27 protein-coding genes are annotated in these 25,058 nt (G+C 66.6%); 12 read left to right on the top strand and 15 right to left on the bottom strand.

The annotated features are described in order from the left end of the window. Positions 1-42 precede the first annotated feature (42 nt). A complete protein-coding gene (locus MTY59_RS12245; protein ID WP_221045866.1) occupies positions 43-828 on the bottom strand; it encodes a 2-keto-4-pentenoate hydratase in 786 nt (261 codons plus the stop codon). A gap of 72 nt (positions 829-900) precedes the next feature. Between MTY59_RS12245 and kstD the strand changes: the two genes are divergently transcribed. Continuing rightward, positions 901-2,592, top strand: a complete 1,692-nt coding sequence (kstD, locus tag MTY59_RS12240) for a 3-oxosteroid 1-dehydrogenase (protein WP_221045865.1) — start codon at positions 901-903, stop codon at positions 2,590-2,592. A gap of 5 nt (positions 2,593-2,597) precedes the next feature. Further along, positions 2,598-3,458, top strand: coding sequence for a MaoC family dehydratase (locus MTY59_RS12235; protein WP_221045864.1), 861 nt, complete (start codon positions 2,598-2,600; stop codon positions 3,456-3,458). Between the two features lie 59 nt (positions 3,459-3,517). Here the strand turns inward: MTY59_RS12235 and MTY59_RS12230 are convergent, their stop codons facing one another. From MTY59_RS12230 to MTY59_RS12200, 7 genes are all read right to left on the bottom strand, one after another. Then, on the bottom strand, positions 3,518-4,357 hold the full coding sequence (locus MTY59_RS12230) for a DUF559 domain-containing protein (protein ID WP_221045863.1): 840 nt from the start codon (positions 4,355-4,357) through the stop codon (positions 3,518-3,520). A 148-nt stretch (positions 4,358-4,505) separates the two neighbouring features. Then, positions 4,506-5,675 (bottom strand): lipid-transfer protein, encoded by a 1,170-nt coding sequence (locus MTY59_RS12225; protein WP_221045862.1) that lies wholly within the window; start codon positions 5,673-5,675, stop codon positions 4,506-4,508. Then, entirely contained in the window at positions 5,675-6,076 is a 402-nt protein-coding gene (locus tag MTY59_RS12220; protein WP_221045861.1) for a MaoC family dehydratase, read from the bottom strand. Before MTY59_RS12220 ends, MTY59_RS12225 begins: the two co-directional genes overlap by 1 nt. Next, on the bottom strand, positions 6,073-7,035 hold the full coding sequence (locus MTY59_RS12215) for a bifunctional MaoC family dehydratase N-terminal/OB-fold nucleic acid binding domain-containing protein (RefSeq protein WP_221045860.1): 963 nt from the start codon (positions 7,033-7,035) through the stop codon (positions 6,073-6,075). The genes MTY59_RS12220 and MTY59_RS12215 overlap by 4 nt, the downstream gene beginning before the upstream one ends. Then, positions 7,032-8,195, bottom strand: a complete 1,164-nt coding sequence (fadE29, locus tag MTY59_RS12210) for an acyl-CoA dehydrogenase FadE29 (RefSeq protein WP_221045859.1) — start codon at positions 8,193-8,195, stop codon at positions 7,032-7,034. The genes MTY59_RS12215 and fadE29 overlap by 4 nt, the downstream gene beginning before the upstream one ends. Continuing rightward, positions 8,186-9,211, bottom strand: coding sequence for an acyl-CoA dehydrogenase family protein (locus MTY59_RS12205; RefSeq protein ID WP_221045858.1), 1,026 nt, complete (start codon positions 9,209-9,211; stop codon positions 8,186-8,188). Before MTY59_RS12205 ends, fadE29 begins: the two co-directional genes overlap by 10 nt. Further along, positions 9,211-10,461, bottom strand: coding sequence for a cytochrome P450 (locus tag MTY59_RS12200; RefSeq protein WP_221045857.1), 1,251 nt, complete (start codon positions 10,459-10,461; stop codon positions 9,211-9,213). The genes MTY59_RS12205 and MTY59_RS12200 overlap by 1 nt, the downstream gene beginning before the upstream one ends. Positions 10,462-10,593: 132 nt before the next feature. Here MTY59_RS12200 and MTY59_RS12195 point away from each other — a divergent pair, with 132 nt between their 5' ends. The 4 genes from MTY59_RS12195 to MTY59_RS12180 are packed head-to-tail and all read left to right on the top strand — an operon-like array spanning position 10,594 to position 13,129. Further along, the gene (locus tag MTY59_RS12195) at positions 10,594-11,757 is read left to right on the top strand and encodes a steroid 3-ketoacyl-CoA thiolase (protein ID WP_221045856.1); all 1,164 of its coding nucleotides are present in this window, start codon (positions 10,594-10,596) and stop codon (positions 11,755-11,757) included. Positions 11,758-11,778: 21 nt separating this feature from the next. After that, positions 11,779-12,168, top strand: a complete 390-nt coding sequence (locus MTY59_RS12190) for a DUF8021 domain-containing protein (RefSeq protein ID WP_221046403.1) — start codon at positions 11,779-11,781, stop codon at positions 12,166-12,168. Positions 12,169-12,185: 17 nt separating this feature from the next. Continuing rightward, a complete protein-coding gene (locus tag MTY59_RS12185; RefSeq protein WP_221045855.1) occupies positions 12,186-12,638 on the top strand; it encodes a nitroreductase family deazaflavin-dependent oxidoreductase in 453 nt (150 codons plus the stop codon). Positions 12,639-12,676: 38 nt separating this feature from the next. Further along, positions 12,677-13,129 (top strand): nitroreductase family deazaflavin-dependent oxidoreductase, encoded by a 453-nt coding sequence (locus MTY59_RS12180; protein WP_221045854.1) that lies wholly within the window; start codon positions 12,677-12,679, stop codon positions 13,127-13,129. On the opposite strand, the gene MTY59_RS12175 is transcribed toward MTY59_RS12180, so the two are convergent. Both MTY59_RS12175 and MTY59_RS12170 read right to left on the bottom strand, forming a co-directional pair. Next, positions 13,126-14,031 carry an SDR family oxidoreductase gene (locus MTY59_RS12175; RefSeq protein ID WP_221045853.1) on the bottom strand — a complete coding sequence of 302 codons (906 nt, stop codon included), beginning with the start codon at positions 14,029-14,031 and terminating at the stop codon, positions 13,126-13,128. The genes MTY59_RS12180 and MTY59_RS12175 overlap by 4 nt on opposite strands. Positions 14,032-14,045: 14 nt before the next feature. Further along, on the bottom strand, positions 14,046-14,831 hold the full coding sequence (locus MTY59_RS12170) for an SDR family oxidoreductase (RefSeq protein ID WP_221045852.1): 786 nt from the start codon (positions 14,829-14,831) through the stop codon (positions 14,046-14,048). Positions 14,832-14,890: 59 nt separating this feature from the next. On the opposite strand from MTY59_RS12170, the gene echA20 reads away from it, so the two are divergent. The 6 genes from echA20 to MTY59_RS12140 all read left to right on the top strand — a co-directional run bounded on the left by echA20 (position 14,891) and on the right by MTY59_RS12140 (position 19,852). After that, positions 14,891-15,646, top strand: a complete 756-nt coding sequence (gene echA20 / locus MTY59_RS12165) for a (7aS)-7a-methyl-1,5-dioxo-2,3,5,6,7,7a-hexahydro-1H-indene-carboxyl-CoA hydrolase (protein WP_221045851.1) — start codon at positions 14,891-14,893, stop codon at positions 15,644-15,646. A gap of 50 nt (positions 15,647-15,696) precedes the next feature. Further along, a complete protein-coding gene (gene ipdA, locus MTY59_RS12160; RefSeq protein ID WP_221045850.1) occupies positions 15,697-16,581 on the top strand; it encodes a cholesterol ring-cleaving hydrolase subunit IpdA in 885 nt (294 codons plus the stop codon). An 8-nt stretch (positions 16,582-16,589) separates the two neighbouring features. Further along, positions 16,590-17,330: a cholesterol ring-cleaving hydrolase subunit IpdB gene (ipdB, locus tag MTY59_RS12155; protein WP_221046402.1), complete on the top strand. Its 741-nt coding sequence runs from the start codon at positions 16,590-16,592 to the stop codon at positions 17,328-17,330. Next, positions 17,330-18,403, top strand: a complete 1,074-nt coding sequence (gene ipdC, locus MTY59_RS12150) for a (3aS,4S,5R,7aS)-5-hydroxy-7a-methyl-1-oxo-octahydro-1H-indene-4-carboxyl-CoA dehydrogenase (protein ID WP_221045849.1) — start codon at positions 17,330-17,332, stop codon at positions 18,401-18,403. The genes ipdB and ipdC overlap by 1 nt, the downstream gene beginning before the upstream one ends. Positions 18,404-18,467: 64 nt before the next feature. Continuing rightward, a complete protein-coding gene (locus tag MTY59_RS12145; RefSeq protein ID WP_221045848.1) occupies positions 18,468-19,115 on the top strand; it encodes a SatD family protein in 648 nt (215 codons plus the stop codon). Continuing rightward, positions 19,112-19,852: a hypothetical protein gene (locus MTY59_RS12140; RefSeq protein WP_221045847.1), complete on the top strand. Its 741-nt coding sequence runs from the start codon at positions 19,112-19,114 to the stop codon at positions 19,850-19,852. The genes MTY59_RS12145 and MTY59_RS12140 overlap by 4 nt, the downstream gene beginning before the upstream one ends. Positions 19,853-19,897: 45 nt before the next feature. Here MTY59_RS12140 and MTY59_RS12135 read toward each other — a convergent pair whose 3' ends face one another. The 5 genes from MTY59_RS12135 to ipdE1 all read right to left on the bottom strand — a co-directional run bounded on the left by MTY59_RS12135 (position 19,898) and on the right by ipdE1 (position 25,031). After that, positions 19,898-21,151 carry a phosphatidylserine decarboxylase family protein gene (locus MTY59_RS12135; protein ID WP_221045846.1) on the bottom strand — a complete coding sequence of 418 codons (1,254 nt, stop codon included), beginning with the start codon at positions 21,149-21,151 and terminating at the stop codon, positions 19,898-19,900. A 121-nt stretch (positions 21,152-21,272) separates the two neighbouring features. After that, positions 21,273-22,433 (bottom strand): steroid 3-ketoacyl-CoA thiolase FadA6, encoded by a 1,161-nt coding sequence (gene fadA6 / locus MTY59_RS12130; protein ID WP_221045845.1) that lies wholly within the window; start codon positions 22,431-22,433, stop codon positions 21,273-21,275. Between the two features lies 1 nt (position 22,434). Beyond that, a complete protein-coding gene (gene kstR2, locus MTY59_RS12125) occupies positions 22,435-23,055 on the bottom strand; it encodes a TetR family transcriptional regulator KstR2 (RefSeq protein ID WP_221045844.1) in 621 nt (206 codons plus the stop codon). A 42-nt stretch (positions 23,056-23,097) separates the two neighbouring features. Continuing rightward, the gene (gene ipdF, locus MTY59_RS12120; protein WP_007772408.1) at positions 23,098-23,886 is read right to left on the bottom strand and encodes a (5R,7aS)-5-hydroxy-7a-methyl-1-oxo-2,3,5,6,7,7a-hexahydro-1H-indene-carboxyl-CoA reductase; all 789 of its coding nucleotides are present in this window, start codon (positions 23,884-23,886) and stop codon (positions 23,098-23,100) included. Then, positions 23,883-25,031, bottom strand: coding sequence for an acyl-CoA dehydrogenase IpdE1 (gene ipdE1, locus MTY59_RS12115; RefSeq protein WP_221045843.1), 1,149 nt, complete (start codon positions 25,029-25,031; stop codon positions 23,883-23,885). Before ipdE1 ends, ipdF begins: the two co-directional genes overlap by 4 nt. Positions 25,032-25,058 lie beyond the last annotated feature (27 nt).

Here is a 25,058-nt window from a genome sequence, read left to right as displayed (position 1 = left end):
TTCGAAGCGTTTGAGATTTAAGTTAGACGATTTAATTCGAGCTTATTCGAACGATAAACGCACCGAACCGAGGCCCGTGAAGTCGGCGACGAAATTGTCACCGGGGTGCGCGTCGATCGCCCGCGTGCACGATCCGGGCAGCACGACGTCGCCTTTGCGCAGGCGGACACCGAAACCGTCCACCTTGCGGGCCAGCCAGGCCACCGCGGTGACCGGATTGCCCAGCACCGCGTCGGTACGGCCTTCCGCGACAACCTCACCGTTGCAGCGCAACACGGCGTCGATCCCCTTGACGTCGATGTCGCGGGGGGAAACGCGCGCCTCACCGAGCACAAAACCCGCCGACGACGCGTTGTCGGCGATGGTGTCGCACAGCTCGATCTTCCAGTCGGTGATCCGGGTGTCGATCAGCTCGATCGACGGGACCAGCGCCTCGGTGGCCGCCAGCACGTCGTCCTCGGTGCAGCCGGCTCCCGGCAGGTCCGCGTTCAGGACGAACCCGACTTCGACCTCGACCCGGGGGTACAGGTAGCGGTCCGCCTCGACCGGGGTGTCCTCGAACAGCTGCATCTCGTCGAGCAGATGTCCGTAGTCCGGCTCGTCGACGCCCATCATTTGCTGGATCGCCAACGACGACAGCCCAACCTTGTGGCCCAGCACCCGGGCCCCCTCCGCGACTCTCTGGCGGATGTTGATCAGCTGAATCTCGTAGGCGTCGACGACGTCGATGTCCGGGTAGGCGGCGGTAAGCGGGGCGATCGGCTCGCCGCTCCGCTCGGCTTGCGCCAAGTCGGCGGCCAGCTCGTCGCGCGTGGCAACACTGAGCATTTTTTCACGTCTCCTCGTACAGTCGACCGGGCCAGTAGCGGCCGCCCGGGGCAATTCTATAACGTGTTCTACATGTCAGCGCAGGAGTACGACGTCGTCGTGGTCGGGAGCGGCGGGGCCGGCATGGTGGCCGCCCTTACCGCCGCTCACCGGGGTCTTTCCACCGTAGTCATCGAGAAGGCCCCACACTTCGGCGGTTCGACGGCGCGCTCAGGCGGCGGCGTTTGGATCCCAAACAACGAAGTCCTCAAGCGTGACGGGGTCCGCGATACCGCCGAGGCCGCCCGCACCTATCTGCACGGGATCGTCGGCAACGTCGTCGAGCCGGAACGCATCGACACCTACCTCGAGCGCGGCCCCGAAATGCTGTCGTTTGTGCTGAAGCACACCCCGCTGAAGATGTGCTGGGTGCCGAAGTACTCCGACTACTATCCGGAGTCGCCGGGCGGCCGCGCCGAGGGCCGATCGATCGAGCCGAAGCCGTTCAACGCCCGCAAGCTCGGCGCCGACGAAGCCGGCCTGGAGCCGGCCTACGGCAAGGTCCCGCTCAACGTCGTGGTGATGCAACAGGATTACGTGCGGCTGAACCAGCTCAAGCGGCACCCGCGCGGTGTGCTGCGCAGCCTGAAGGTCGGGGCGCGCACCATGTGGGCCAAGGCAACCGGCAAGAACCTCGTCGGCATGGGCCGGGCGTTGATCGGGCCGCTGCGCATCGGGTTGCAGCGGGCCGGGGTGCCCGTAGTGCTCAACACCGCGCTCACCGACCTCCACGTCGAAGACGGTGTGGTGCGCGGCGTCTACGTGCGCGGCGCCGGCGATGCCGAATCGGGCGAGCCGCAGCTGATCCGCGCCCGGCGTGGCGTGATCCTGGCGTCGGGCGGATTCGAGCACAACGAACAGATGCGGGTGAAATACCAGCGCGCACCGATCACCACCGAGTGGACCGTCGGCGCGGTGGCTAACACCGGCGACGGGATTCTGGCGGGCGAAAAGCTCGGCGCCGCACTGGACATCATGGAAGACGCCTGGTGGGGACCGACCGTCCCGCTGGTAGGTGCACCGTGGTTCGCGTTGTCCGAGCGCAACTCGCCGGGATCGATCATCGTCAACATGTCGGGCAAGCGGTTCATGAACGAGTCGATGCCCTACGTCGAAGCCTGCCATCACATGTACGGCGGCGAATACGGTCAGGGGCCGGGGCCGGGTGAGAACATCCCCGCCTGGCTGGTGTTCGACCAGCGGTACCGGGACCGCTACATCTTCGCGGGATTGCAGCCCGGACAACGTATTCCGCGTAAGTGGCTGGAGTCGGGTGTCATCATCACCGCCGACACTCTGGCGGAGCTGGCGCAGAAGGCCGGCCTTCCGGTGAGTGAATTCACCGCGACCGTGGAACGCTTCAACGGCTTCGCCCGCTCCGGCATCGACGCCGACTTCCAGCGCGGCGAAAGCGCCTACGACCGCTACTACGGCGATCCGACCAACAAGCCGAACCCCAACCTCGGCGAGATCAGTCACGCGCCGTACTACGCGGCCAAGATGGTGCCCGGTGACCTGGGCACCAAGGGCGGCATCCGCACCGACATCCACGGCCGGGCGCTGCGCGATGACGGCAGTATCATCGAGGGCCTCTACGCGGCAGGCAACGTCAGTGCCCCGGTGATGGGCCACACGTACCCCGGGCCGGGTGGCACCATCGGGCCGGCCATGACGTTCGGCTACCTGGCGGCGTTGCACATAGCCGGCGGAGCCGGGGAAAGGTAACCGCGATGCCAATCGACGTAGACGTCGCCCTGAATGCCGAGCTGGATCCCATCGAATTCTCTTGGGCCAGCAGTGATGTGCAGCTCTACCACCTCGGGCTGGGCGCCGGCGCCGATCCGATGGACCCGCGCGAGCTGCGCTACCTGATCGACGACACCCCGCAGGTGCTGCCGACGTTCGGCAACGTCGCCGCCACCTTCCATGTCACGAAGCCGCCGACCGTCAAGTTTCCGGGCATCGACATCGAGCTGGGCAAGGTGCTGCATGCCAGTGAGCGCGTGGAGGTGCCCGCCCCGCTGCCGCCGTCGGGCTCGGCCGAGGCCGTCACCCGGTTCACGGACATCTGGGACAAGGGCAAGGCCGCGGTGATCTGGAGCGAGACGACGGTGACCGCGCCGGACGGCACGCTGCTGTGGACGCAGCGACGGTCCATCTTCGCCCGCGGCGAGGGCGGATTCGGCGGCGAGCGAGGGCCTTCGACGTCGGACGGCGCGCCCGACCGTGCCCCCGATCTCGAGGTCGACGTGCCGATTCTGCCGCAGCAGGCGCTGCTCTACCGGCTGTGCGGCGACCGCAACCCGCTGCACTCCGATCCCGAATTCGCCGCTGCCGCAGGCTTTTCGCAGCCCATCCTGCACGGGCTGTGCACCTACGGCATGACCTGCAAGGCGATCACCGATGCACTGCTCGACGGCGATACTGGAGCAGTGGCGGCCTACGGCGCACGTTTCGCCGGGGTGGCTTTCCCCGGCGAAACGCTCAAGGTCGGCATTTGGAAGGACAACGGCCGCTTCCTGGCCAGCGTTGTCGCGCCCTCGCGCGACAACGCCGTCGTGCTGTCGGGCGTCGAATTGGTGCCGGCCTAGGCTCCTTGCCGTCGAGCGTGAAGTTAGTTTCACATTCGGCTGCGAGCGTGAAACTAACTTCACGCTCGACGGGCACGAGCCGCGCGAACACGTCGGACGATTTCCGCAGGCCGGTCTCCTGCCACCACTCGAATGACGATCCAGCCGAGACGCTCGAGCATCTCCATTCGTCGGACGTCCCAAGTGTATTGTCGTCGATCGCTACGGTGCTGTTCACCGTCGTACTCGACCGCTACTTTTATCTCCTCCCAGCCCATATCGAGATAAGCCACCGGGTCACCGAAGTCATCGGTGACGGCGATCTGCGTCTGAGGCGACGGTAACCCGGCCTGGACCAGTACAACGCGCAGCCAAGACTCCTTCGGAGACTGTGCCCCACTGTCGAACAGGGCTATTGCCTGCCGTGCTTGTACGATGCCTCGGCGGCCCGGGTATCTTGCTGCGAGCAACTCGACATCGGCCCCCTCGATTCCCGTTGCCCGAGCCAATGCATCGATGCCCGCCACCGCCGCGGTAAGCGGATACCAGCAGCCGAGGTCCAGGGCCGTCCTGGCTGCCGAGGTCACCGGCATCCCTCCCATCACAACGATTTCGTCTTCCTCGATACGGTCTCCGTGAGCCCGAACTCCAGCCTGACGGTGGCGGTTCTCGTGAATGAGGTCCACCATCGTCACGCTGTCAACCCATTTGCTCCCATGCAGTGCGGCCGCGGAGAACCCTGCGACCACGCCCCTGCGCCCAGTCCACAGCCATCCGGCCTTCGCGCGCAGTGCGGAAGTAGCGTCACAATCCCTACTGACGTACACATCTCGAAAAAGCCTTGTGTATCCGGTACTCAGCTGACTTCTGGTCAATGCGCCGCAAGCAACGGCCTCGCTGCCAAGGAAGGGCTCACCCACGACGGCAGCGTCGCACGAGTCACCCGCAGCGTCACTTCAGCCGTCGAGTGTGAAGTTAGTTTCACACCCGGCTGCGAGCGTGGAACTAACTTCACACTCGGCGTACAGAGACGCATCCGCGGGCCGCACACTCGCGCCCAAGGGCCACTCAGCCCAGGATCAAGCCCGACGTCGGCACACCGGTTCCGGCGGTGACGAGGACGTGCTCGACGTCGGGCACCGGATTGACTGAGGTGCCCCGCAGTTGCCGCACCCCCTCGGCGATGCCGTTCATGCCGTGAATGTAGGCCTCGCCGAGTTGGCCACCATGGGTGTTGATCGGCAGTCGCCCACCGATCTCGATGGCACCGTCGGCGATGAAGTCCTTGGCCTCGCCCTTGCCGCAGAATCCCAACTCTTCCAACTGAATCAGCGTGAACGGCGTGAAGTGGTCGTACAGGATCGCGGTCTGAATGTCGGTCGGCTTCAACCCTGACTGCCCCCAGAGCTGCCGGCCCACGACTCCCATCTCGGGCAGGCCGAGCTCGGGCCGGTAGTAGCTGACCATCGTGTACTGATCGGGGCTGGAGCCCTGGGCCGCCGCCTCGATGATCGCCGGTCGCTGCTTGAGATCCTTCGCGCGCTCCGGAGACGTCACCACGATCGCGACGGCGCCGTCGGTCTCCTGACAGCAATCCAGCAGCCGCAGCGGCTCGGCGATCCACCGCGAATTCTGGTGGTCCTCAATGGTTATCGGCTTCTCGTAGAAATACGCCTTCGGGTTCTTGGCCGCATGCTTGCGGTCGGCCACCGAAATCGCACCGAAGTCCCGGCTGGTCGCACCGGACAGGTGCATGTAGCGCTGCGCGATCATGGCGACCTGCGCGGCCGGCGTGGAAAGCCCGTGCGGGTAGGAGAAGGAGTTGTCCGCCGCCGTCGAATCAGCCTGCACGCCGGCGTTTCCCACCAGGCGGGTCTGCACCTGACCGAACCGCATGCCGGAGCGCTCGTTGAACGCCCGGTATGCGACGACGACGTCGGCCACCCCGGTGGCCACGGCGATCGCCGCCTGCTGGACGGTCGCGCACGCGGCGCCGCCGCCGTATCCGATCTGTGAGAAGAACTCCAGGTCACCGATGCCGGCCGCCCGCGCCACCGCGGTCTCGTTATTGGTGTCCATGGTGAACGTGGTCAGCCCGTCGACGTCCGAGGGACTCAACCCCGCGTCGTCCAGCGCATCCAGGACCGCCTCGGCCGCCAGTCGCAGCTCGCTGCGGCCGGAGTCCTTGGAGAAGTCGGTGGCGCCGATGCCGACGATCGCAGCCTTACCCGACAACATCAGGACCCCCCGATCGTGAGCGTCACGTTCGCGATGACATGATCGCCAAGGCTGTTGCGGCCAAACACCTTCAGCGTGATCAGGCCGTCGTCGATGGCGGTCACCTCGCCGGAGAAGGTGACGGTGTCGTAGGCGTACCACGGCACGCCGAGTCGCAGCCCGATCGATTTGATCCGCGCGGTCGGGCCCGCCCAGTCGGTGATGTAGCGCTGCACCAGGCCGGTATCGGTGAGGATGTTGACGAAGATGTCCTTGGAACCCTTGGCCTGGGCCAGGTCCCGGTCATGGTGCACGTCCTGGAAGTCCCTGGTGGCCAGGGCCGTTGAGATGATGAACGTCGGCGTACCGTGCAGCTTGAGTTCGGGCAGGGTGGTGCCCACTTCAACAACGGGTGCGCTCATGCTTGATCTCCCAAGGGCTCCCAGGCGTAGAGGCTCCACTCCGGGCCGGACTCACCGGCCGGGAAGTCGATATAGGTTGCGCGGACCGGCATTCCGATCTTGATCTCGGCGTGGTCGACGTTGCGTAGCTCGCCGAGCATCCGAACGCCTTCTTCCAGTTCGATAAGTGCGATCACGAACGGCAGCGTGCGGCCGGGCACCTTCGGCGCGTGGTGCACCACGAAGCTGAACACCGTGCCACGGCCGCTGGCCACCGCGTAATCGATGGGCTCGGCCTTGTCCTGCCACACCGCCGGCACCGGCGGGTGCTGCAGCGTGCCGTCGGCGAGGCGCTGGATGCGCAGTTCGTGTGCTTTGACGCCCTCCCAGAAGAAGGCGGTGTCGCGCGACACCGCAGGACGCATCATGGCGTCGGCGTCCAGGTCCTGCGGGACGGAGCCGGTGGCGCCGGAATCCTCGCGCGGCCTGAACTTCAGGATGCGCCAGGCCATTTCGGCGACATCTTCGTCGCCGACCCGCCAGGTGATGTGCTGGTTGATGAACCAGCCCTCGCCGAGGCCGGTCTGCTTGGGGCCGATCACGTCGCGCATCTCGGAGTGGACGGTGACCCGCTCGCCCGGACGTAGATACCGGTGATAGGTCTGCTCGCAGTTGGTCGCGACCACACCGATGTAGCCGGCGTCGTCGAACAGCTGCATGATCGGGCCCATGGGGTCGTCGGTCGGGCGTTCGCCACCCAGTCCGAACATGGTCCACACCTGAATCATGGCCGGCGGTGCGACGATTCCGGGATGACCGGCGGCCTTGGCGGCGGCCTCGTCGACGTAGATCGGGTTGGCGTCGCCGAGCGCCTCGACCCAGTTGTTGATCGTCGGCTGGTTCACCGGATCCCGGGCGTCCCGCGGCTTAGCGACGACGGTGGCGGTGATTTCCGCGACCGCTTCTTTGATATCGGTCATCGAGGCACCCTCGGCACCTTGAGGCCGGACGCGGCGATCATCTCGCGCATCACTTCGTTCACGCCCCCGCCGAAGGTGATGACCAGGTTGCGCTTGGTCTGGGAGTCCAGCCAGTTGAGCAGCTCGGCGGTGTCCGAGTCGGCGGGGTTGCCGTACTTGCCGACGATTTCCTCGGCGAGCCGGCCGATGTACTGGATGCGCTCGGTGCCAAAGACTTTCGTCGACGCGGCGTCGGCCACGTTGATGTCCTCGCCCGCGGCGGCGACCTGCCAGTTGAGCAGCTCGTTGATCCGCCACATCGCGTGGATCTCACCGAGCGCCCGCTTGACGTCCTGGTGGTCGATCGGCGTGACGCCGTCGCTGCCCGGCTTGGACGCCCAGGCGTGCACCCGATCGTAGATGCCGGCGGTCCGGCCCGCGGGGCCCAGCATGACCCGCTCGTTGTTGAGCTGGGTGGTGATCAGCCGCCATCCGCCGTTCTCCTCGCCGACCAACATGTCCGCGGGCACCCGTACGTCGTTGTAGTAGGTGGCGTTGGTGTGGTGCGCGCCGTCGGACAGGATGATCGGAGTCCAGGAGTAGCCGGGATCCTTGGTGTCGACGATCAGGATCGAAATGCCCCTGTGTTTCACGGCTTCCGGGTCGGTGCGGCAGGCCAGCCAGATGTAGTCCGCGTCATGGGCGCCGGTCGTGAAGACCTTCTGCCCGTTGACGATGTACTCGTCGCCCTGGCGCACGGCGCTGGTCCGCAGGGAGGCCAGGTCGGTACCCGCCTCGGGCTCGGTGTAGCCGATCGCGAAGTGCACCTCGCCCGCCAGGATGGCGGGCAGGAACTTCTTCTTCTGCTCATCGCTGCCGAACTGCTGCAGAACCGGGCCGACCGTCTGCAGCGTCACCGCGGGCAGCGGCACGTCGGCCCGGTGCGCCTCGTTGACGAAGATCGACTGCTCGATCGGGCCGAAGCCCAAGCCGCCGAACTCCTTTGGCCATCCGACGCCGAGCTTGCCGTCGCGGCCCATCCGCCGGATCACCGCGCGGTAGGCCTCGTTGTGACGGTCCTGCTCCATCGCCTTCATCTCGTCGGACGAGATCAGGTTCGAAAAGTATTCTCGCAGTTCCGCTTGCAGCTGGCGCTGCTCCGGAGTCAGGTCTATGAACATTGCGCTCCCACCAGATCGAGACGATGAGAAGGGCCGCCCAGCAGCCGGGACAGGTCCTTGATCGTGGAATAGTACCGGTGCATCGGATAGGTGATGTCCATTCCCATCCCGCCGTGCAGGTGATGACAGATCTGCATGACCGGTGGCGCCTGCGAGGTGATCCAGTAGCCGAGGACATCCAGGTCGTCTTGTACTTGAGGGGCGGATCCACCCCGTTCCGACAGCCCCCAGGCAACCGACTTCGCCACCAAATCGATGGTCCGCGAGGCGATGTAGACCTCGGCGAGCTGGGCGGCCACGGTCTGGAACGTCGACAGCGGCTTGCCGAACTGCTTGCGGTTGGCCACGTAGTCGGCGGTCAGGCGCAGCGCCCCGGCCACCAGCCCGTCGGCATAGGCGCCGATGGCGGCCAGCACCAACTGGTTGACCTGGGAAGCCGTCGCACCCTCCAGAACGTCGGAGCCTTCGACCGCGACATCGGCGAACGTGATTGTGTACTCCTCGGAGTCGTTCGAGGTCGGGGTTTGAACCACCTCGACCCCGTTGGCCTTCGCCGACACCACCACCACCGCGCTGTCGGCGGTGACGAGGATCCAATCCGCTTGTCCGGCATAGCCGACGCCGACCTTGGTGCCCGACAACCGTCCGTTCGCGAACGTGGTCGAGGGACGGTCCGGAAGCGCGGTACCCGGCTCGTTGAGGGCCGCGGTCAGGACCGCGCCCTTGGCGACGCCGGCCAAAAACCTGTCCTGCTGTTCGTTGGAGGCCAGCTCGAGCAGCGGCAGCACGCCGAAACCCAGGGTGGCCAGCGCCGGCGTGATGGCGCCGTGGCGGCCGATCTCGGTCAGCACGGTGGCAACCTCGAGCAGACCCACGCCGTCACCGCCGAGACGTTCGGGCACCGGAAGCGCCGTCACACCCCCGCTGACCAAAGCGTCCCAGCTCAATTCGCGCTCGGACACCGACGTCACCACATCGGCGACGGCCTGTTGCGTCGCGGTGAGATCGAAGTCCATCAGGACGTCACCGCGGCATTGCCGGCGTAGTCAACCTGCCAGTGCTTGATGCCGTTGAGCCAGCCCGACCGCAGCCGCTCGGGCTCGCCGATCGGCTTGAGATCCGGCATGTGATCGGCGACCGCATTGAAGATCAGGTTGATCGTCATGCGGGCCAGGTTCGCACCGATGCAGTAGTGGGCTCCGGTGCCGCCGAAGCCGACGTGCGGGTTCGGGTCGCGCAGGATGTTGAAGCTGTGCGGGTCTTCGAAGACCTCTTCGTCGAAGTTGGCCGAGCGGTACGACATCACCACCCGCTGGCCCTTCTTGATCTGCACGCCGCTCAGCTCGGTGTCCTCGTTGGCGGTGCGCTGGAAGGCCGAAACCGGTGTGGCCCAACGGATGATCTCGTCGGCCGCCGTCGCCGGGCGCTCCTTCTTGAAGAGGTCCCATTGATCGGGGTTGTTCGCCATCGCGATCATGCCGTGGGTGATCGAGTTCCGCGTCGTCTCGTTGCCAGCCACGGCCAGCATCACCACGAAGAAACCGAACTCGTCGTCGGAGAGCTTCTCGCCGTCGATGTCGGCCTGGATGAGCGTGGTGACGATGTCGTCGGTGGGGTTCTGGTTGCGCTCCGCGGCCATCGCCATCGCGTACATGATCAGTTCCATCGACGACTGCGCGGGGTCGACGGTGGCGTACTCGGGGTCGGTGCCCCCGGTCATCTCGTTGGACCAGCGGAAGAGCTTGTCGCGATCCTCCTGCGGAACGCCCAGCAGACCCGCGATGGCCTGCAGCGGCAGCTCGCACGACACCTGTTCGACGAAGTCACCGCTGCCCTCCTTCGCGGCGGTCGCGGCGATGTTCTGGGCACGCTCGGCCAGTTCGGCCTCCAGCCGTCCGATGGCCCGCGGCGTGAACCCGCGGGAGATGATCTTGCGTAGCCGGGTGTGGTGCGGCGCGTCCATGTTGAGCATGACGCTGCGCTGCAGCTCGACCTGCTCCCGCTTCATCTCCGGCGGCCAGGTGGGGATGGCGCCGTTCATCCAGCTGGAGAAGATGTCGCTGCGCTTCGACACCTCCTTGACGTCGGCGTGCTTGGTGACGAGCCAATAGCCGTGGTCCTCGAATCCACCCGCGCCGTTCGGGATGTCAACCCAGTGGATCGGCTCTGCCTTACGCAGCTGGGCAAGCTCCTCGACTGGCAACCCGGCGAGGTTGACATCAGGGTCAAGAAAGTCGAAGTCGGCGGGAATATTGGGGGGTGCCATATAGAGTGCGCTCCTTTTACAACACTAATTGCAACGTGTTCTAGTTCCAGTAAAACACGCCTCGTAGGCAGATAAAAGGCAGGTCACCATCCTCGCTTGTCAGAGTAATGAAACGTGTTCTAGCCTGACGGAATGGGTAACCCTGTCATCGTTGAAGCCACTCGTAGCCCCATCGGCAAGCGGAACGGATGGCTGTCCGGCCTGCACGCCACCGAGCTGTTGGGTGCGGTCCAGAAGGCGCTGGTCGAGAAGGCCGGCATCGACGCCGGCGACGTCGAACAGGTCATCGGCGGCTGCGTGACACAGTACGGCGAGCAGTCCAACAACATCAGCCGGGTCAGCTGGCTGGTGGCCGGGCTGCCGGAGCACGTCGGCGCCATGACCGTGGACTGCCAGTGCGGCAGCGGCCAGCAGGCCAACGGCCTGGTCGCCGGACTGATCGCCGCGGGTGCGATCGACATCGGCATCGCGTGCGGCATCGAGGCCATGAGCCGCGTCGGACTCGGCGCGAACGCCGGTCCGGACCGCACCATCCTGCGGCCCGCCTCGTGGGACATCGACCTGCCTGACCAGTTCACCGCGGCCGAGCGGATCGCCAAGCGGCGCGGCATCACCCGCGAGGACATCGACGAGTTCGGCCTGGCGTCCCAGACCAAGGCCAAGCAGGCCTGGGAAGAGGGGCGCTTCGACCGGGAGATCTCCCCGATCGAGGCCCCGGCGCTCGACGAGAACAAGCAACCGACGTCCGAGCGCGTCACGATCAGCCGCGACCAGGGCCTGCGCGACACCACGCTGTCGGGCCTGAGCTCGCTGAAGCCGGTGCTCGAGGGCGGAATCCACACGGCGGGAACGTCGTCGCAGATCTCCGACGGCGCGGCGGCCGTGCTGTGGATGGACGAGGACAAAGCCAAGGCGCTGGGCCTGCGCCCGCGGGCCCGCATCGTCAGCCAGGCGCTGGTCGGGGCGGAGCCGTACTACCACCTGGACGGCCCGGTGCAGTCGACGGCGAAGGTGCTGGAGAAGGCCGGGATGAAGATGGGCGACATCGACATCACCGAGATCAACGAGGCATTCGCTTCCGTCGTGCTGTCGTGGGCACGGGTGCACGACCCGGACATGGCCAAGGTCAACGTCAACGGCGGCGCCATCGCCCTGGGCCACCCGGTCGGCAGCACCGGCAGCCGGCTGATCACCACGGCGCTGCACGAGCTGGAGCGCTCCGACCAGACCACCGCGCTGATCACCATGTGCGCGGGCGGCGCCCTGTCGACCGGCACCATCATCGAGCGCATCTAGCGCTCGATCGTTTTCCGGTACCTGGTGAGCGTCTCCGACGACAGCCGCATCGCCGCGGCGCAGGCCTACATCGACGCGTTGGTCAGCCATGACGGTGATGCCGTTCCGTTCGCGCGCAGGTGCACCCGCATCGAGCAGGGAATCAAGAACGGTTTCTCCGGAAATCACCTGCGGCGCAGCCTCAATCGCGGGCTCCAGTACCGCCTGCTCGCGGACACGACGCCGCCGGATTACCGCATCGACGGTGACCGGGTGCACGCGTCGTACCAGGTGCTGACCAAGGTCGCGCTCGGCGGCAGGCGGCTCGCCGCGCACGTCGACGAGACCTTCGTGATTCCGGCCGAAAGCGCAAGCGGGAAAGCCGAAATCCACCACATCAAGGTTCGCTTCCAACCCTTTATCCAGCGTTAAGGACGTCAAGGAGTTCCATGCCGAAACCGAAGCCGCGTTCACTCAATGCGCCCTGGGTCAGCTTCATCATCAAGTGGATGGCCAAGGGCAACACGTGGGTCTACAAGCGCAGCAACGGAAAGCTCGGCAACACCTTCCAGAAGGCTCCGGTCGCGCTGCTCACCACCACGGGCCGCAAGAGCGGCGAACCGCGGGTCAGCCCGCTGCTGTACCTGCGCGAGGGAAACCGGGTGATCCTGGTCGCCTCCAAGGGCGGCAGCGACAAGCACCCGCAGTGGTACCTCAACCTCAAGGCCAATCCAAAAGTCTCCGTGCAGATCAAGGACGAGGTCCTGCAGCTGCAGGCACGCGATGCCACCGAGGCGGAACGCGCCGAGTACTGGCCGAAGCTGGACGCCATGTATCCCTCGTTCGACGACTACCGGGCCTGGACCGATCGGGTCATCCCGGTCATCATCTGCGATCCCTGAGTTTCCATTGCGTCCAGCCGGGGAATCATCTGGGCACCATGTCCGACCGCCGCTGGATTCGCAACTCGCGCCCGATTGCGCTGCTGCTCAAGTATTTCGCGCGCGCCCATATCTGGGTGTACCGACGAACCAACGGCAAGGTCGGCGCCAAGCTGCTGCGGTTCCCGGCGGCCTTGCTGACCACCACCGGACGCAAGTCCAACGAGCCGCGGACCACCGCGACGCTGTACCTGCGCGACGGCGAGCGGGTGATCCTGCCCGCGTCCTTCGGTGGCCGCGACGACGATCCGCTGTGGTACCTCAACCTCAAAGAGAATCCCGACGTGCAGGTGCAGATCCGCGCCCAGTGCCTTGACCTGGTCGCCCGCGACGCCACCGACGCTGAGCGCGAACGGTATTGGCCACGACTGACGCGGATGTACCCGCCCTACCGCAAGTACCGCGAGGCCACCGACCGGGTCATCCCGCTGGTGGTGTGCGAGCCTCGCTAGGCGCCGTACACCGGGACCGGCCGGCGCGCCTTGGCGAGCAGGTCGGCGACGACGCGGCCCAGTTCCGCGGGATCCCACCTCGCGCCCTTGTCGATCTCCGGCCCGTGCGCCCAGCCCTCGGCGACCCGGATCTTGCCGCCCTCGACCTCGAACACCTTGCCGGTGACATCGCGTGCCTCGGCGCTGCCCAGCCAAACCACCAGCGGTGAAACATTTTCCGGCGCCATGGCGTCGAAGTCCTGATCCTGCGTCGCCATCATCTCGGCGAAAACCGTCTCGGTCATCCGGGTGCGGGCCGAGGGCGCGATCGCATTGACGGTGACGCCGTAGCGCCCCATCTCGGCGGCGGCGACCAACGTCAGCGCCGCGATGCCGGCCTTGGCGGCGCTGTAGTTGCCCTGCCCGACGCTGCCCTGCAGGCCGGCGCCCGAACTGGTGTTGATGATCCGGGCGTCAACGGTTTTGCCCTCCTTGGACAGCCCCCGCCAGTACGACGCGGCGTGGCGCATCGTGGCGAAGTGCCCCTTGAGGTGCACTGCGATGACGGCGTCGAACTCCTCTTCGCTGGTGTTGGCCATCATCCGGTCGCGCACGATGCCGGCGTTGTTCACCAAAACGTCTAGGCCGCCGAAGTTTTCGACGGCGGTCTGAATCAGGCTCTCCGCCTGGTCCCAGTCCGCGATGTTGGATCCGTCGGCGACGGCTTCACCACCGGCGGCGACGATCTCGTCGACCACACCTTGGGCGGCGCTGCCACCGCCGGCCGGCGAACCGTCCAGGCCCACCCCGATGTCGTTGACCACCACACGCGCGCCTTCTTCTGCGAAGGCCAGCGCGTGCGCGCGACCGATACCGCCGCCCGCTCCGGTGACGATGACGACGCGGCCGTCAACCACTCCCATAGTCCTTGTCTCCTCTACTTGATCGCGCTCGCGTTCGTGGTGGCCAGATAGTGCGGCGGCTCGCCGCCGCCGTGCACCTCCAACGACGCCCCGCTGATGTAGGACGCTATATCAGAGGCCAGAAACGCTGCGGCCCAACCGATATCGGCGGGCTCGGCGAGCCGGCCGAGTGGCACATTCTTCGAGATCGCGGCGATGGAGTCGGCATCGCCGTAGAACAGTTCGGATTGCTCGGTCTCCACCATGCCCACCACGCAGGCGTTCACCCGGACCTTCGGACCCCACTCCACGGCCAGGGTCTGCGTCAGGCTTTCCAGGCCTGCCTTGGCCGCGCCGTAGGCGCCCGTCCCGGGGGACGGCCGGCGGCCGCTGAGGCTGCAGATGTTGATGATCGACCCGCCCTGCTGCCGGGTTTGCATGTGGGCATTCGCGTGCTGCGAAACCGACAGCGCACCAATGAGATTGAGTTCGATGATCTTGCGGTTGAACTTGGCGCTGGACTCCGCGGTCAGCACGTAAGGCGATCCCCCGGCGTTGTTGACGACGACGTCGAGGCGCCCGTGCCGGTCCACGATGGTGTCGACCAAGACCTTGACGGCGTCGTCGTCGCGGACGTCGCACGAGTGAAATTCGTAGGGCAAGCCCTCGACCGCGCGCCGCGCGCAGGTGACGACGGTGGCGCCCTGCTTGGCGAAAACGGAGCTGATGCCGGCACCCACGCCGCGGACACCGCCGGTGACGAGAACCACCCGCCCGGCCAGCCCCAAGTTGATGGCGTCGGATGCTTCGGCGCGAGTCACTGTGCTAGCGTACCAAGCAAGTGCTTGCTTAGGTAGTTACCCCACAAGGAAGTGGCACCTTGCCCATCACATCCACAACCACCGAACCGGGCATCGTCGCGGTCACCGTCGACTTCCCGCCCGTCAACGCCATCCCGTCGCGCGGCTGGTTCGAACTTGCCGACACCATCACCGCGGCCGGCCAAGACCTCGCCACGCACGTGGTGATCCTGCGCGCCGAGGGCCGCGGCTTCAACGCCGGGGTCGACATCAAGGAGATGCAGCGCACCGAGGGATTCACCGCGCTGATCGACGCCAACCGCGGCTGCTTCGCCGCGTTCCGCGCGGTCTACGAGTGCGCGGTGCCCGTCGTCGCCGCCGTCAACGGGTTCTGCGTCGGCGGCGGCATCGGGCTGGTCGGCAACTCCGACGTCATCGTGGCCTCCGACGACGCCACCTTCGGGCTGCCGGAGGTGGAGCGCGGCGCGCTCGGCGCGGCGACGCACCTGTCGCGACTGGTTCCGCAGCACATGATGCGGCGGCTGTTCTTCACCGCGGCCACCGTCGACGCCACCACCCTGCACCAGTTCGGTTCGGTGCACGAGGTGGTGCCGCGCGACGAGCTCGACGAGGCCGCCATGCGGGTCGCGCGCGACATCGCCGCCAAGGACACCCGCGTCATCCGCGCGGCCAAGGAAGCGCTGAACCTGATCGACGTGCAACGAGTCAACTCGAGTTACCGCATGGAGCAAGGCTTTACGTTCGAGCTCAACCTCGCCGGGGTGTCCGACGAGCACCGTGACGCGTTCGCCGGTACCGAGAAGGGCAAGAAGTAGTAGCCGCCGGCGACGATGCAGAGCGAAGCGATGAGGAGGAGCGGCGCATAGTGTCCGACAAGAGAACCACCCTCGACGAGGCCGTCGCGCAAGTGCGCAGCGGCATGACCATCGGGATCGGCGGCTGGGGATCGCGGCGCAAGCCGATGGCGTTCGTGCGTGCGCTGCTGCGCACCGACGTCACCGACCTGACGGTAGTCACCTACGGCGGGCCGGACCTGGGCCTGCTGTGTTCGGCGGGGAAGGTCAAGCGGGTCTACTACGGATTCGTCTCGCTGGATTCCCCGCCCTTCTACGACCCCTGGTTCGCCAAGGCCCGTGCCAACGGCGCGATCGAGGCCCGGGAGATGGACGAGGGCATGCTGCGGTGCGGCCTGCAGGCCGCAGCGCAGCGCCTGCCCTTCCTGCCGATCCGCGCCGGGCTGGGCAGCTCGGTGCCGGACTTCTGGGAGGGCGAGCTGCAGACGGTGACCAGCCCGTACCCGGCACCCGGCGGTCGGCACGAGACCCTGATCGCGATGCCGGCGCTGCGCCTGGATGCCGCGTTCGCACACCTCAATCTCGGTGACGCGCAAGGCAATGCGGCCTACACCGGGATCGACCCGTACTTCGACGACCTGTTCCTGATGGCCGCCGAGAGGCGCTTCCTGTCAGTGGAGCGCGTCGTGTCCACCCAGGAATTGGTCAAGGCGGTCCCCCTGCAGGCACTGCTGGTGAACCGCATGATGGTCGACGGCGTGGTCGAGGCGCCGGGCGGCGCCCACTTCACCACCGCCGCACCGGATTACGGCCGCGACGAGAAGTTTCAGCGGCACTACGCCGAGGCGGTCTCGACGGACGAGGGTTGGCAGCAGTTCATGCAGACCTTCCTGTCGGGCAGCGAAGAGGACTATCAGGCGACCGTGCGCGCTTTCAAGGAGGAGGCCTCGTCATGAGCGGCGTTGTGATCACTCGTCCCGAGATCTGCGCGGTCGCCTGCGCGGAATTGTTCCGGGATGCCGGCGAGATCATGGTCAGCCCGATGACCAACATGGCCTCGGTCGGCGCGCGACTGGCCCGGTTGACCTTTTCACCGGACATCCTGCTGACCGACGGCGAGGCGCAGCTGCTTGCCGAGACCCCGGCCCTGGGCGCATCGGCTCCCGTCGAGGGCTGGATGCCGTTCGGCCGCGTCTTCGAAACCCTGGCCTGGGGCCGGCGGCACGTCGTGATGGGCGCCAATCAGGTTGACCGCTTTGGCAATCAGAACATCTCGGCGTTCGGCCCGCTGCAGCAGCCCAAGCGCCAGATGTTCGGTGTCCGGGGTGCGCCCGGCAATGCCATCAACCACGCGACCAGCTACTGGGTGGGCAACCACTCCAAGCGGGTGTTCTGCGAGAAGGTCGACGTCGTCTGCGGAATCGGTTGGGACAAGGTGGACAACGACAACCCGGCGTTCCGTTTCGCGAACACGTATCGGGTGGTGTCCAATCTCGGTGTGTTCGACTTCGGCGGACCGGATCGCACCATGCGGGCGGTGTCGCTGCATCCCGGTGTCGCGGCCGACGAGGTCGCCGAGAACACCTCGTTCGAGGTGTACGGCTTGGACGGCGCCGCGGAGACCAGGCTGCCGACCGATGACGAGCTGCACCTGATTCGCGAGGTCATCGACCCGAAGACGCTGCGCGACAGAGAGATCCGTTGATGAAGCTGCGCACGCCGCTGACCGAGCTGGTCGGTGTCGAGCACCCGGTGGTCCAGACCGGGATGGGCTGGGTGGCCGGCGCCCGGCTGGTGTCCGCCACGGCCAACGCGGGCGGGCTGGGCATCCTTGCCTCGGCCACCATGACCCTCGACGAATTGGCCACGGCCATCGCGAAGGTCAAGGCCGCCACCGACAAGCCGTTCGGTGTGAACATCCGCGCCGACGCCGCCGACGCCGGCGACCGCGTCGATCTGATGATCCGCGAAGGCGTCAAGGTGGCGTCGTTCGCCCTGGCGCCCAAGCAGGAACTCATCGCCCGGCTCAAAGATGCCGGTGCGGTGGTGATTCCGTCGATCGGCGCGGCCAAGCATGCCCGCAAGGTGGCGAGCTGGGGCGCCGACGCGATGATCGTGCAGGGCGGCGAGGGCGGTGGCCACACCGGGCCGGTCGCCACCACCTTGCTGCTGCCCTCGGTGCTGGATGCCGTGCAGGGCAGCGGGATTCCGGTGATCGCGGCCGGCGGATTCTTCGACGGACGGGGCCTTGCCGCCGCGCTGAGCTACGGCGCCGCCGGCGTCGCGATGGGCACCCGCTTCCTGCTGACCTCGGATTCGACCGTGCCGGATGCGGTGAAACGCCGTTACCTGGAGTCGGCGCTGGACGGCACGGTCGTCACGACGCGTGTTGACGGCATGCCGCACCGGGTGCTGCGCACCGGCCTGGTCGAGAAGCTGGAAAACGGCACACCGATCAGGGGTCTGACCGCCGCGGTGCGCAACGCCGCGAAGTTCAAGCACATGTCGCAGATGACCTGGCGATCGATGATCAGCGACGGCCTGGCGATGCGACACGGCAAGGAGCTGACCTGGTCGCAGGTGGTGATGGCGGCCAACACCCCGATGCTGTTGAAAGCCGGGCTGGTGGACGGGGACACCGATGCCGGCGTGCTGGCTTCCGGGCAGGTGGCCGGCATTCTCGAGGACCTGCCGTCGTGCGCCGAACTGATCGAATCGATCGTGCGCGACGCGGTAAAACACCTGCAAGCGGCATCCGGGCTGGTGGAAGGGCCGTAACCGGCTGGCCCCGACGACTGAAGCATATAGCTGAAGTTATGCGTTATTAAGCTATAGTCTTCATATGGTCCGGATGAAGCAGTATTCTTCACCGCGAGCGACCCTCATCGGCGACGTCGTCGGCTCCCGCCGCGCCACCGACCGCTCGAAGCTGCACCGGGCCTTGGCGAGCGCCCTGCGGCACGTCGCCGCCGACGCCATCGACCCACCGGCGTTCACCGTCGGCGACGAGTTTCAGGGCAGCTACCCGACCGTGGGCGCCGCGATCGATGCCGCGCTGTCGCTGCGGCTGGCCGTCGGCCCCGACATCGACGTCCGGTTCGGCATCGGCTGGGGCGCGGTCACCGTCCTGGATGCCGACACAGGAATCCAGGACGGACCGGGCTGGTGGACCGCGCGAGAGGCCATCCAACAGACCGCGGCGGCTCAGCGGCAGCCGGGCTTCCAGCTGGTGCGCACGACGTTCCGGGCGGATAGCGACACACGCGACGACGTCGCCGCGGTCAACGCGGCCCTGATTTGTCGGGACCATCTGCTTGGATCGCTCGATGAAAGGTCATTGCGGATTGTGACGGGGTTGATGACAGGCCGGACCAAAAAGGAGCTCGCCGCCGACGAGGGCATCAGCCCGTCGGCGGTGTCCCAGCGCGCGAGTCGCGACGGCTTGGATCTGGTTGTCCTTGCCAGCCAATACCTTCGGAGCCTGCCATGAGCGCCATCGCGGTCTTTCTCATCGCACTGGGAGTCGCGGACCTCTGCCGGCGGGTGACCCGCGCGGTCTGGCCGCCGCTGGTGATCGGGCCGGTGGTGGTGCTGGCATGTGCGGCGCTGGGGGCCCTCTGGCGTGCCGGCGACATCGCATTGCTGGTGTTGGCGGCCGCGGCGGTCATCGCCTGGGAATGGCTGTGCGCGCGAAGCGAGCGCAGCGGCACCGCGCAAGGCGCACCGTTGGCCGTCTTCGGGTCGGCGCTGGCGCTGCTGGCGGTGTTGTCGGGCTGGTCCTCGCCGGCCAACGGCGCCGTTGCGCGGTGGTCGGCCTGGGTCCACCTGCCGCTAGACCATGTCGCGCCCACGCGGCTGCTGATGCTTCTCGGCGTGGTGCTGGTCCAGTTCGCCACCGCAAATCAGTTGGTGCGCTTGGTGCTTGGCTCGGTGGGCGCGGTGCGCCCGGCCGGTGAGCCGCAGCCGTCGGACCGGCTCAAGGGCGGCAGGCTGTTGGGACCGATGGAGCGCCTGCTGATCCTGAGCCTCGGTGTCGGCGGACAGGTGGCCGCGGCCAGTGCCGTCGTCGCCGCCAAGGGCATCATCCGGTTTCCCGAATTGAACGCTCAGACAAACCGCAACGGCGGCGTCGGCATCGACGAGGTGACCGAGTACTTCCTGGTCGGCAGCTTCACCAGCTGGCTGCTCGCCCTGGGCAGCATCGGGCTGGTGGTAGCAACCCGCTAGCGGCGTAACGAGTGCGACTGCACTTCGGCCCGCACAAATCAACGCCTAGTTCGCAGTGGCCAGTTTGGAGCGGACGCGCACCAGCGGCGGGCTGGGATTCCACGGCTGCGGAACAGCGGCCAGACTGAAGTCCGCGATCACCCCCGGGCGGAAGATGAGGCACTCGGTGGAGCCGCCGAACTGGAAGTAGCCCAGTTCGTCGCCCTTGGCGATCCGGTTGCCGGGCTTGATGTTTGGGCCGATGACGCAGGAGGACACCTCCGACATGCCCACCCCCAGGAACGCGACAAGACCGATCTTCGGATCGTCCGCCTCGATCAGGATGATCGCCCGCGCGGCGACATGGGCCAGATAGCTCTGCGAGGTGGTCGGGTCCACCGCCTGGGCGCCCTCCGAGTCGTCCTCGGAGTAGTAGGTACCTTCCTGAACCAACGCGCGCGAGATTGTGCCGGCGACGGGGCTATGCCAGCGATGGTAGTTGGTGGCGCTCAAAAACGCTTGGTAGACGGTGCCGTCGACGAACTGATCAACGGCGTCGTCGTTGGCTAGCAGGTCGTTGAGTGAATACGGCTGGCGTTTGATCCAAAAGTAGTCCTGGCGTTGCACGCCGGTGCTGATCCGGTAGGGAGTCGACTCGCAGGCGCTGACGATCACCTTGTCGTCCTCGGGGGCGGCGACCGGTCGCGCGGCCTCGACGAAGCGTCGGGTGAAGTAGTCATTCCACGACGTGAAGCCCCAGTGCTCGTCCGCCGGGTCGTGCACGAACTCCTCGATGCCCACAGCACGTTTGGCGGCCTCGCATTTCCAACCCGACGGCGAATCGTTCAGCACGTACAGCGAATCCGCGCTGCTGAGGAATTCGCACCAAGCGTTGAGAATTTTTTTGAACATGGCGTTGATCCGCGGATCGCGGTAGGCGGCGAACCCGGCGGGTGTGCCCATGGTCCAGTCCAGGATCGCGTTGAGCGGCAGCGTCACCGCACTCTCGCCGAATTCGGGGGCCATCCTCAGCACCTCGTTGATCATGCGCAACAGCTGCGGCACGTCGTGCAGGTGCCGTTTGCGATAGGGCTTGCGCTCGGGTACCTGGGCGATCATCTCGTTGAGGTACAGCCGCACAACCGGATCGGCGTCGATCAACTGTTGGAACTCGACGAGCACAGGATGCAGCGGCACGTCCTGGCCGCGGCTCTCCGTCCGGTCGGCGTGACCCTCGAGCCAGGACTCGAGGTCTTCCTGGTTGGAGGGCAACCAGCCGGCGAGTTGCGGTGCACTTCTGGTTTCACTGCGCGATGTCATAACTGGCACGCATAACCGGCGCGCAGAAAATGAAACCTTTGACAAGGGTGCGCCCGCGGAAACTACGCGGGCGTCGTGTGCGTAATTTCGGTGTCGCGGTAGAGGCGCGCAGGCCTACCGGTTACAGGCGCTCGATGATAGTGACGTTAGCCGTGCCGCCGCCTTCGCACATCGTCTGCAGGCCGTAGCGCCCGCCGATGCGCTCCAGCTCGTTGAGCATGGTGGTGAACAGCTTGGCGCCGGTGGCACCCAGCGGGTGCCCGAGCGCGATCGCGCCGCCGTTGGGATTGACCTTCTCCGGGTCGGCCTTGATCTCCTTGAGCCAGGCCAACACCACCGGCGCGAAGGCCTCGTTGATCTCCACGGTGTCGATGTCGTCGATGGACAGCCCGGCCTTGTCCAGCGCATAGCGGGTCGCCGGGATGGGCCCGGTCAGCATGAAGACCGGGTCGGCGGCGCGGGCGCTGATGTGGTGGATGCGCGCCCGCGGCGTCAGATTGTGTTCCTTGACCGCCTTTTCGGACGCCAGCAGCACGGCACTGGCACCGTCTGAGATCTGACTGGCCATGGCCGCCGTCAGCCGGCCCCCTTCGACCAGCGGTTTGAGGCCGGCCATCTTCTCCAGCGACGACTCACGCGGGCCCTCGTCAACCCGGAACGGCCCGGATTCCGTTTCGACGGTGATGATCTCGTTGTCGAAGTGACCGCCGCGGATGGCCGCGAATGCGCGCTCGTGGCTGGTCAGCGCGTAGCGCTCCATCTCCTCGCGAGACAGGTTCCACTTCTCGGCGATCAGCTCCGAACCGCGGAACTGCGAGATCTCCTGGTCGCCGTAGCGGTGCAGCCACTGCTTGGACTCGTTGGTGGGCGAGGTGAAGCCGAACTGCTCGCCCACCGTCATGGCCGACGAGATCGGGATCTGGCTCATGTTCTGCACACCGCCCGCGACGATCAGGTCGGCCGTGCCGGACAGAACCGCCTGTGCCCCAAAGGAAATGGCTTGCTGGCTGGAACCGCACTGGCGGTCGACGGTGACGCCGGGAACCTCTTCGGGATAGCCGGCGGCCAGCCACGAGAGCCGGGCGATATTGCCCGCCTGCGCGCCGATGGCATCCACACAGCCGGCGATCACGTCGTCAACGGCGGCGGGATCGACGTCGACCCGGTCAAGCAGTCCGCGCCAGCCCAGGGCGCCCAGATCCACCGGGTGAACCCCGGAAAGCGATCCGCCGCGCTTGCCGACCGCGGTACGCACAGCATCGATGACGTACGCCTCTGGCATTTCAGACTCCTTCTTCGGTCTTCTTCGATTCCGCAGTGATTCCGCCAAGGACGATGGCGAGGTATTGCCGGCCTACCTGCTCCGCGGTGAGCGGCCCGCCGGGCTGATACCAGCGCACCGACACCCACGTGGTGTCCCGGATGAAGCGGTAGATCAGGTCGACGTCGAGGTCGGGCCGGAAACAACCCTGCTCCACGCCCTGATTGAGCAGCTCGAGCCACATCTTGCGTTGCTGCCGGTTCATGTCCTCGATGTAGGAGAACCGGGGCTGCGACAGCAGCCGCTGAGCCTCGTCCTGGTAGATGACGACCTGGGCGTGCCGGTGCTCGATCGCCTCGAACGACGCCATGAACAAGCCCTTGAGCCGCTCCAGCGGATTGGCTTCGCTGTCCACGATCTCGCGGTAGCGCGCGAACAACCAATCCAGGAAACTGCGCAGCAGCTCGTCGACCATCTCCTCCTTGGAGGAGAAGTGGTGATACAGGCTGCCGGACAGGATGCCGGCGCTGTCGGCGATGTCGCGCACGGTGGTGGCACGCAATCCGCGCTCGGCGAACATGGTCGCGGCGAGCTCTAATAGCTCGTCTCGCCGGCTGTTGGCCTGACCGGGCACTCGGTCCACCCGATCAGAGTATCAACCAAGCGCTTGCTTGGCCACTGGGACTCACGGGTGCTGGCTGGAAACCGAGATGACCTCGCCGGTGAGGTAGCTGGAGTAGTCGCTGGCGAGGAACGCGATGGTCGCCGCCACCTCCCACGGCTCGGCGGCCCGCCCGAAGGCCTCGCCGGCCGACAGCCGGTCGAGCAACTCCGACGACGACGTCTTCTCCAAGAACTTGTGCCGCGCGATGCTCGGCGACACCGCATTGATCCGCACGTCGTATTCGGCGGCTTCGATTGCGCTGCAACGGGTCAGAGCCATCACCCCGGCCTTGGCCGCGGCATAGTGCGACTGCGAGTGCTGCGCGCGCCAGCCGAGGACGCTGGCGTTGTTGACGATCACCCCGCCGTGCGGCGCATCGCGGAAATAGCGCAGCGCCGCGCGGGTGGCACGAAACACCGACGTGAGGGTGACGTCCAGGACGCGGTCCCATTCCTCGTCGGTCATGTCGACCACCGGGGTCTGCCCGCCCAACCCGGCGTTGTTCACCAGGACGTCGATGCGTCCCATCCGCGCGGTGGCCGAGGCGAACAAAGCATCGATCTGCGCGGTCGACGTCACGTCGCACAACACGCTTTCCACCCGGCCCTGCCCCAGGGCGGCGAGCTCGTCGGCGGTTTCCCCCAGCCGGCGTTCGTGGTGATCCGAGATCACCACGTCGGCACCCTCGGCCAGCGCCCGCCGTGCCGTCGACGCGCCGATGCCGGTGCCCGCGGCCGCGGTCACGACCACCACCTTGCCCTGCAGAAGCCCGTGTCCGGCAATCTCTTTCGGAGCTTCGGACAGACTCATCCTTTGACCTCTCGGGGTAGGCCGAGCACCCGCTCGGCGATGATGTTGCGCTGGATCTCGTTGGATCCGCCATAGATTGTGTCGGCGCGGGTGAACAGGAACAGCCGCTGCCATTCGTCGAACTCGCCGTCGGTCAGCGTGAGTCCGGGCTTGCCGACGACGTCCATGGCCAGCTCGCCCAGATCGCGATGCCAGTTGGCCCACAACAACTTCGACACGTTGTCCTGACCGGGCTGCTCGACGTCCATGGTGGCCAGCGCGTAGCTGCGCATGGCCCGCAGCCCGGTCCACGCCCGGGTCAGCCGCTCGCGGATGAACGGGTCGTCGGCGGCGCCGGTGCGCTGGGCGAGCTCGGCCAGGTTGGAAAGCTCACGGGCGTAACGGATCTGCTGCCCCAGTGTCGACACGCCGCGCTCGAAGGTTAGCGTCCCCATCGCGACCCGCCAGCCGTCGCCGGGCTCGCCGACCACCAGAGAAGCCTCGGTGCGGGCGTCGTCGAAGAACACCTCGTTGAATTCCGAGTCGCCGGTCAGCTGGATGATCGGGCGGACTTCCACGCCCGGCTGATCCAGCGGCACCAGCAGATACGACAGCCCGGCGTGGCGCTTGGACCCCTTCTCGGTGCGCGCGACTACGAAGCACCACTGCGCCCAATGCGCCAACGACGTCCACACCTTCTGGCCGTTGATCACCCACTCGTCGCCGTCGAGTTCGGCGGTGGTCGCCACGTTGGCCAGGTCACTGCCGGCGCCGGGCTCCGAATAGCCCTGGCACCACAGCTCGGTGACGTCGAGGATGCGCGGCAGGAAGCGCTGCTGCTGCTCGGGCGTCCCGAAGGCGATCAGCGTGGGACCGAGTAGCTCCTCGCCGAAGTGGTTGACCTTGTCCGGGGCGTCGGCCTTGGCGTACTCCTCGTAGAACGCCACCCGGTGCGCGGTGGACAGGCCGCGGCCGCCGTGCTCGACCGGCCACCCCAGGCAGGTCAGCCCGGCCTCGGCGAGATGCTGGTTCCATGCCCGGCGCTCCTCGAACGCCTCGTGCTCGCGTCCGGGCCCGCCGAGGCCCTTGAGAGCTGCGAATTCGCCGACCAGATTGTCGGCGAGCCACTGACGGACCTCCGCCCGGAACTCCTCGACGTCCTGCATGCCCTGTAGGCTAACCTACCAAGCACT

The sequence above is a fragment of the Mycobacterium senriense genome, assembly GCF_019668465.1.
GTDB classification, from domain to species: Bacteria; Actinomycetota; Actinomycetes; order Mycobacteriales; family Mycobacteriaceae; genus Mycobacterium; species Mycobacterium senriense.
This window is presented reverse-complemented; position numbering and strand designations above follow the sequence as displayed.

What these genes read in the sequence shown, in the direction of transcription:
- MTY59_RS12245 (WP_221045866.1), bottom strand. Translation starts at nt 828, where the DNA reads ATGCTCAGTGTTGCCACGCGCGACGAGCTGGCCGCCGACTTGGCGCAA.
- kstD (WP_221045865.1), top strand. Translation starts at nt 901, where the DNA reads ATGTCAGCGCAGGAGTACGACGTCGTCGTGGTCGGGAGCGGCGGGGCC.
- MTY59_RS12235 (WP_221045864.1), top strand. Translation starts at nt 2,598, where the DNA reads ATGCCAATCGACGTAGACGTCGCCCTGAATGCCGAGCTGGATCCCATC.
- MTY59_RS12225 (WP_221045862.1), bottom strand. Translation starts at nt 5,675, where the DNA reads ATGTTGTCGGGTAAGGCTGCGATCGTCGGCATCGGCGCCACCGACTTC.
- MTY59_RS12220 (WP_221045861.1), bottom strand. Translation starts at nt 6,076, where the DNA reads ATGAGCGCACCCGTTGTTGAAGTGGGCACCACCCTGCCCGAACTCAAG.
- MTY59_RS12215 (WP_221045860.1), bottom strand. Translation starts at nt 7,035, where the DNA reads ATGACCGATATCAAAGAAGCGGTCGCGGAAATCACCGCCACCGTCGTC.
- fadE29 (WP_221045859.1), bottom strand. Translation starts at nt 8,195, where the DNA reads ATGTTCATAGACCTGACTCCGGAGCAGCGCCAGCTGCAAGCGGAACTG.
- MTY59_RS12205 (WP_221045858.1), bottom strand. Translation starts at nt 9,211, where the DNA reads ATGGACTTCGATCTCACCGCGACGCAACAGGCCGTCGCCGATGTGGTG.
- MTY59_RS12200 (WP_221045857.1), bottom strand. Translation starts at nt 10,461, where the DNA reads ATGGCACCCCCCAATATTCCCGCCGACTTCGACTTTCTTGACCCTGAT.
- MTY59_RS12195 (WP_221045856.1), top strand. Translation starts at nt 10,594, where the DNA reads ATGGGTAACCCTGTCATCGTTGAAGCCACTCGTAGCCCCATCGGCAAG.
- MTY59_RS12185 (WP_221045855.1), top strand. Translation starts at nt 12,186, where the DNA reads ATGCCGAAACCGAAGCCGCGTTCACTCAATGCGCCCTGGGTCAGCTTC.
- MTY59_RS12180 (WP_221045854.1), top strand. Translation starts at nt 12,677, where the DNA reads ATGTCCGACCGCCGCTGGATTCGCAACTCGCGCCCGATTGCGCTGCTG.
- MTY59_RS12175 (WP_221045853.1), bottom strand. Translation starts at nt 14,031, where the DNA reads ATGGGAGTGGTTGACGGCCGCGTCGTCATCGTCACCGGAGCGGGCGGC.
- ipdC (WP_221045849.1), top strand. Translation starts at nt 17,330, where the DNA reads ATGAAGCTGCGCACGCCGCTGACCGAGCTGGTCGGTGTCGAGCACCCG.
- MTY59_RS12145 (WP_221045848.1), top strand. Translation starts at nt 18,468, where the DNA reads ATGGTCCGGATGAAGCAGTATTCTTCACCGCGAGCGACCCTCATCGGC.
- MTY59_RS12140 (WP_221045847.1), top strand. Translation starts at nt 19,112, where the DNA reads ATGAGCGCCATCGCGGTCTTTCTCATCGCACTGGGAGTCGCGGACCTC.
- MTY59_RS12135 (WP_221045846.1), bottom strand. Translation starts at nt 21,151, where the DNA reads ATGACATCGCGCAGTGAAACCAGAAGTGCACCGCAACTCGCCGGCTGG.
- fadA6 (WP_221045845.1), bottom strand. Translation starts at nt 22,433, where the DNA reads ATGCCAGAGGCGTACGTCATCGATGCTGTGCGTACCGCGGTCGGCAAG.
- ipdF (WP_007772408.1), bottom strand. Translation starts at nt 23,886, where the DNA reads ATGAGTCTGTCCGAAGCTCCGAAAGAGATTGCCGGACACGGGCTTCTG.
- ipdE1 (WP_221045843.1), bottom strand. Translation starts at nt 25,031, where the DNA reads ATGCAGGACGTCGAGGAGTTCCGGGCGGAGGTCCGTCAGTGGCTCGCC.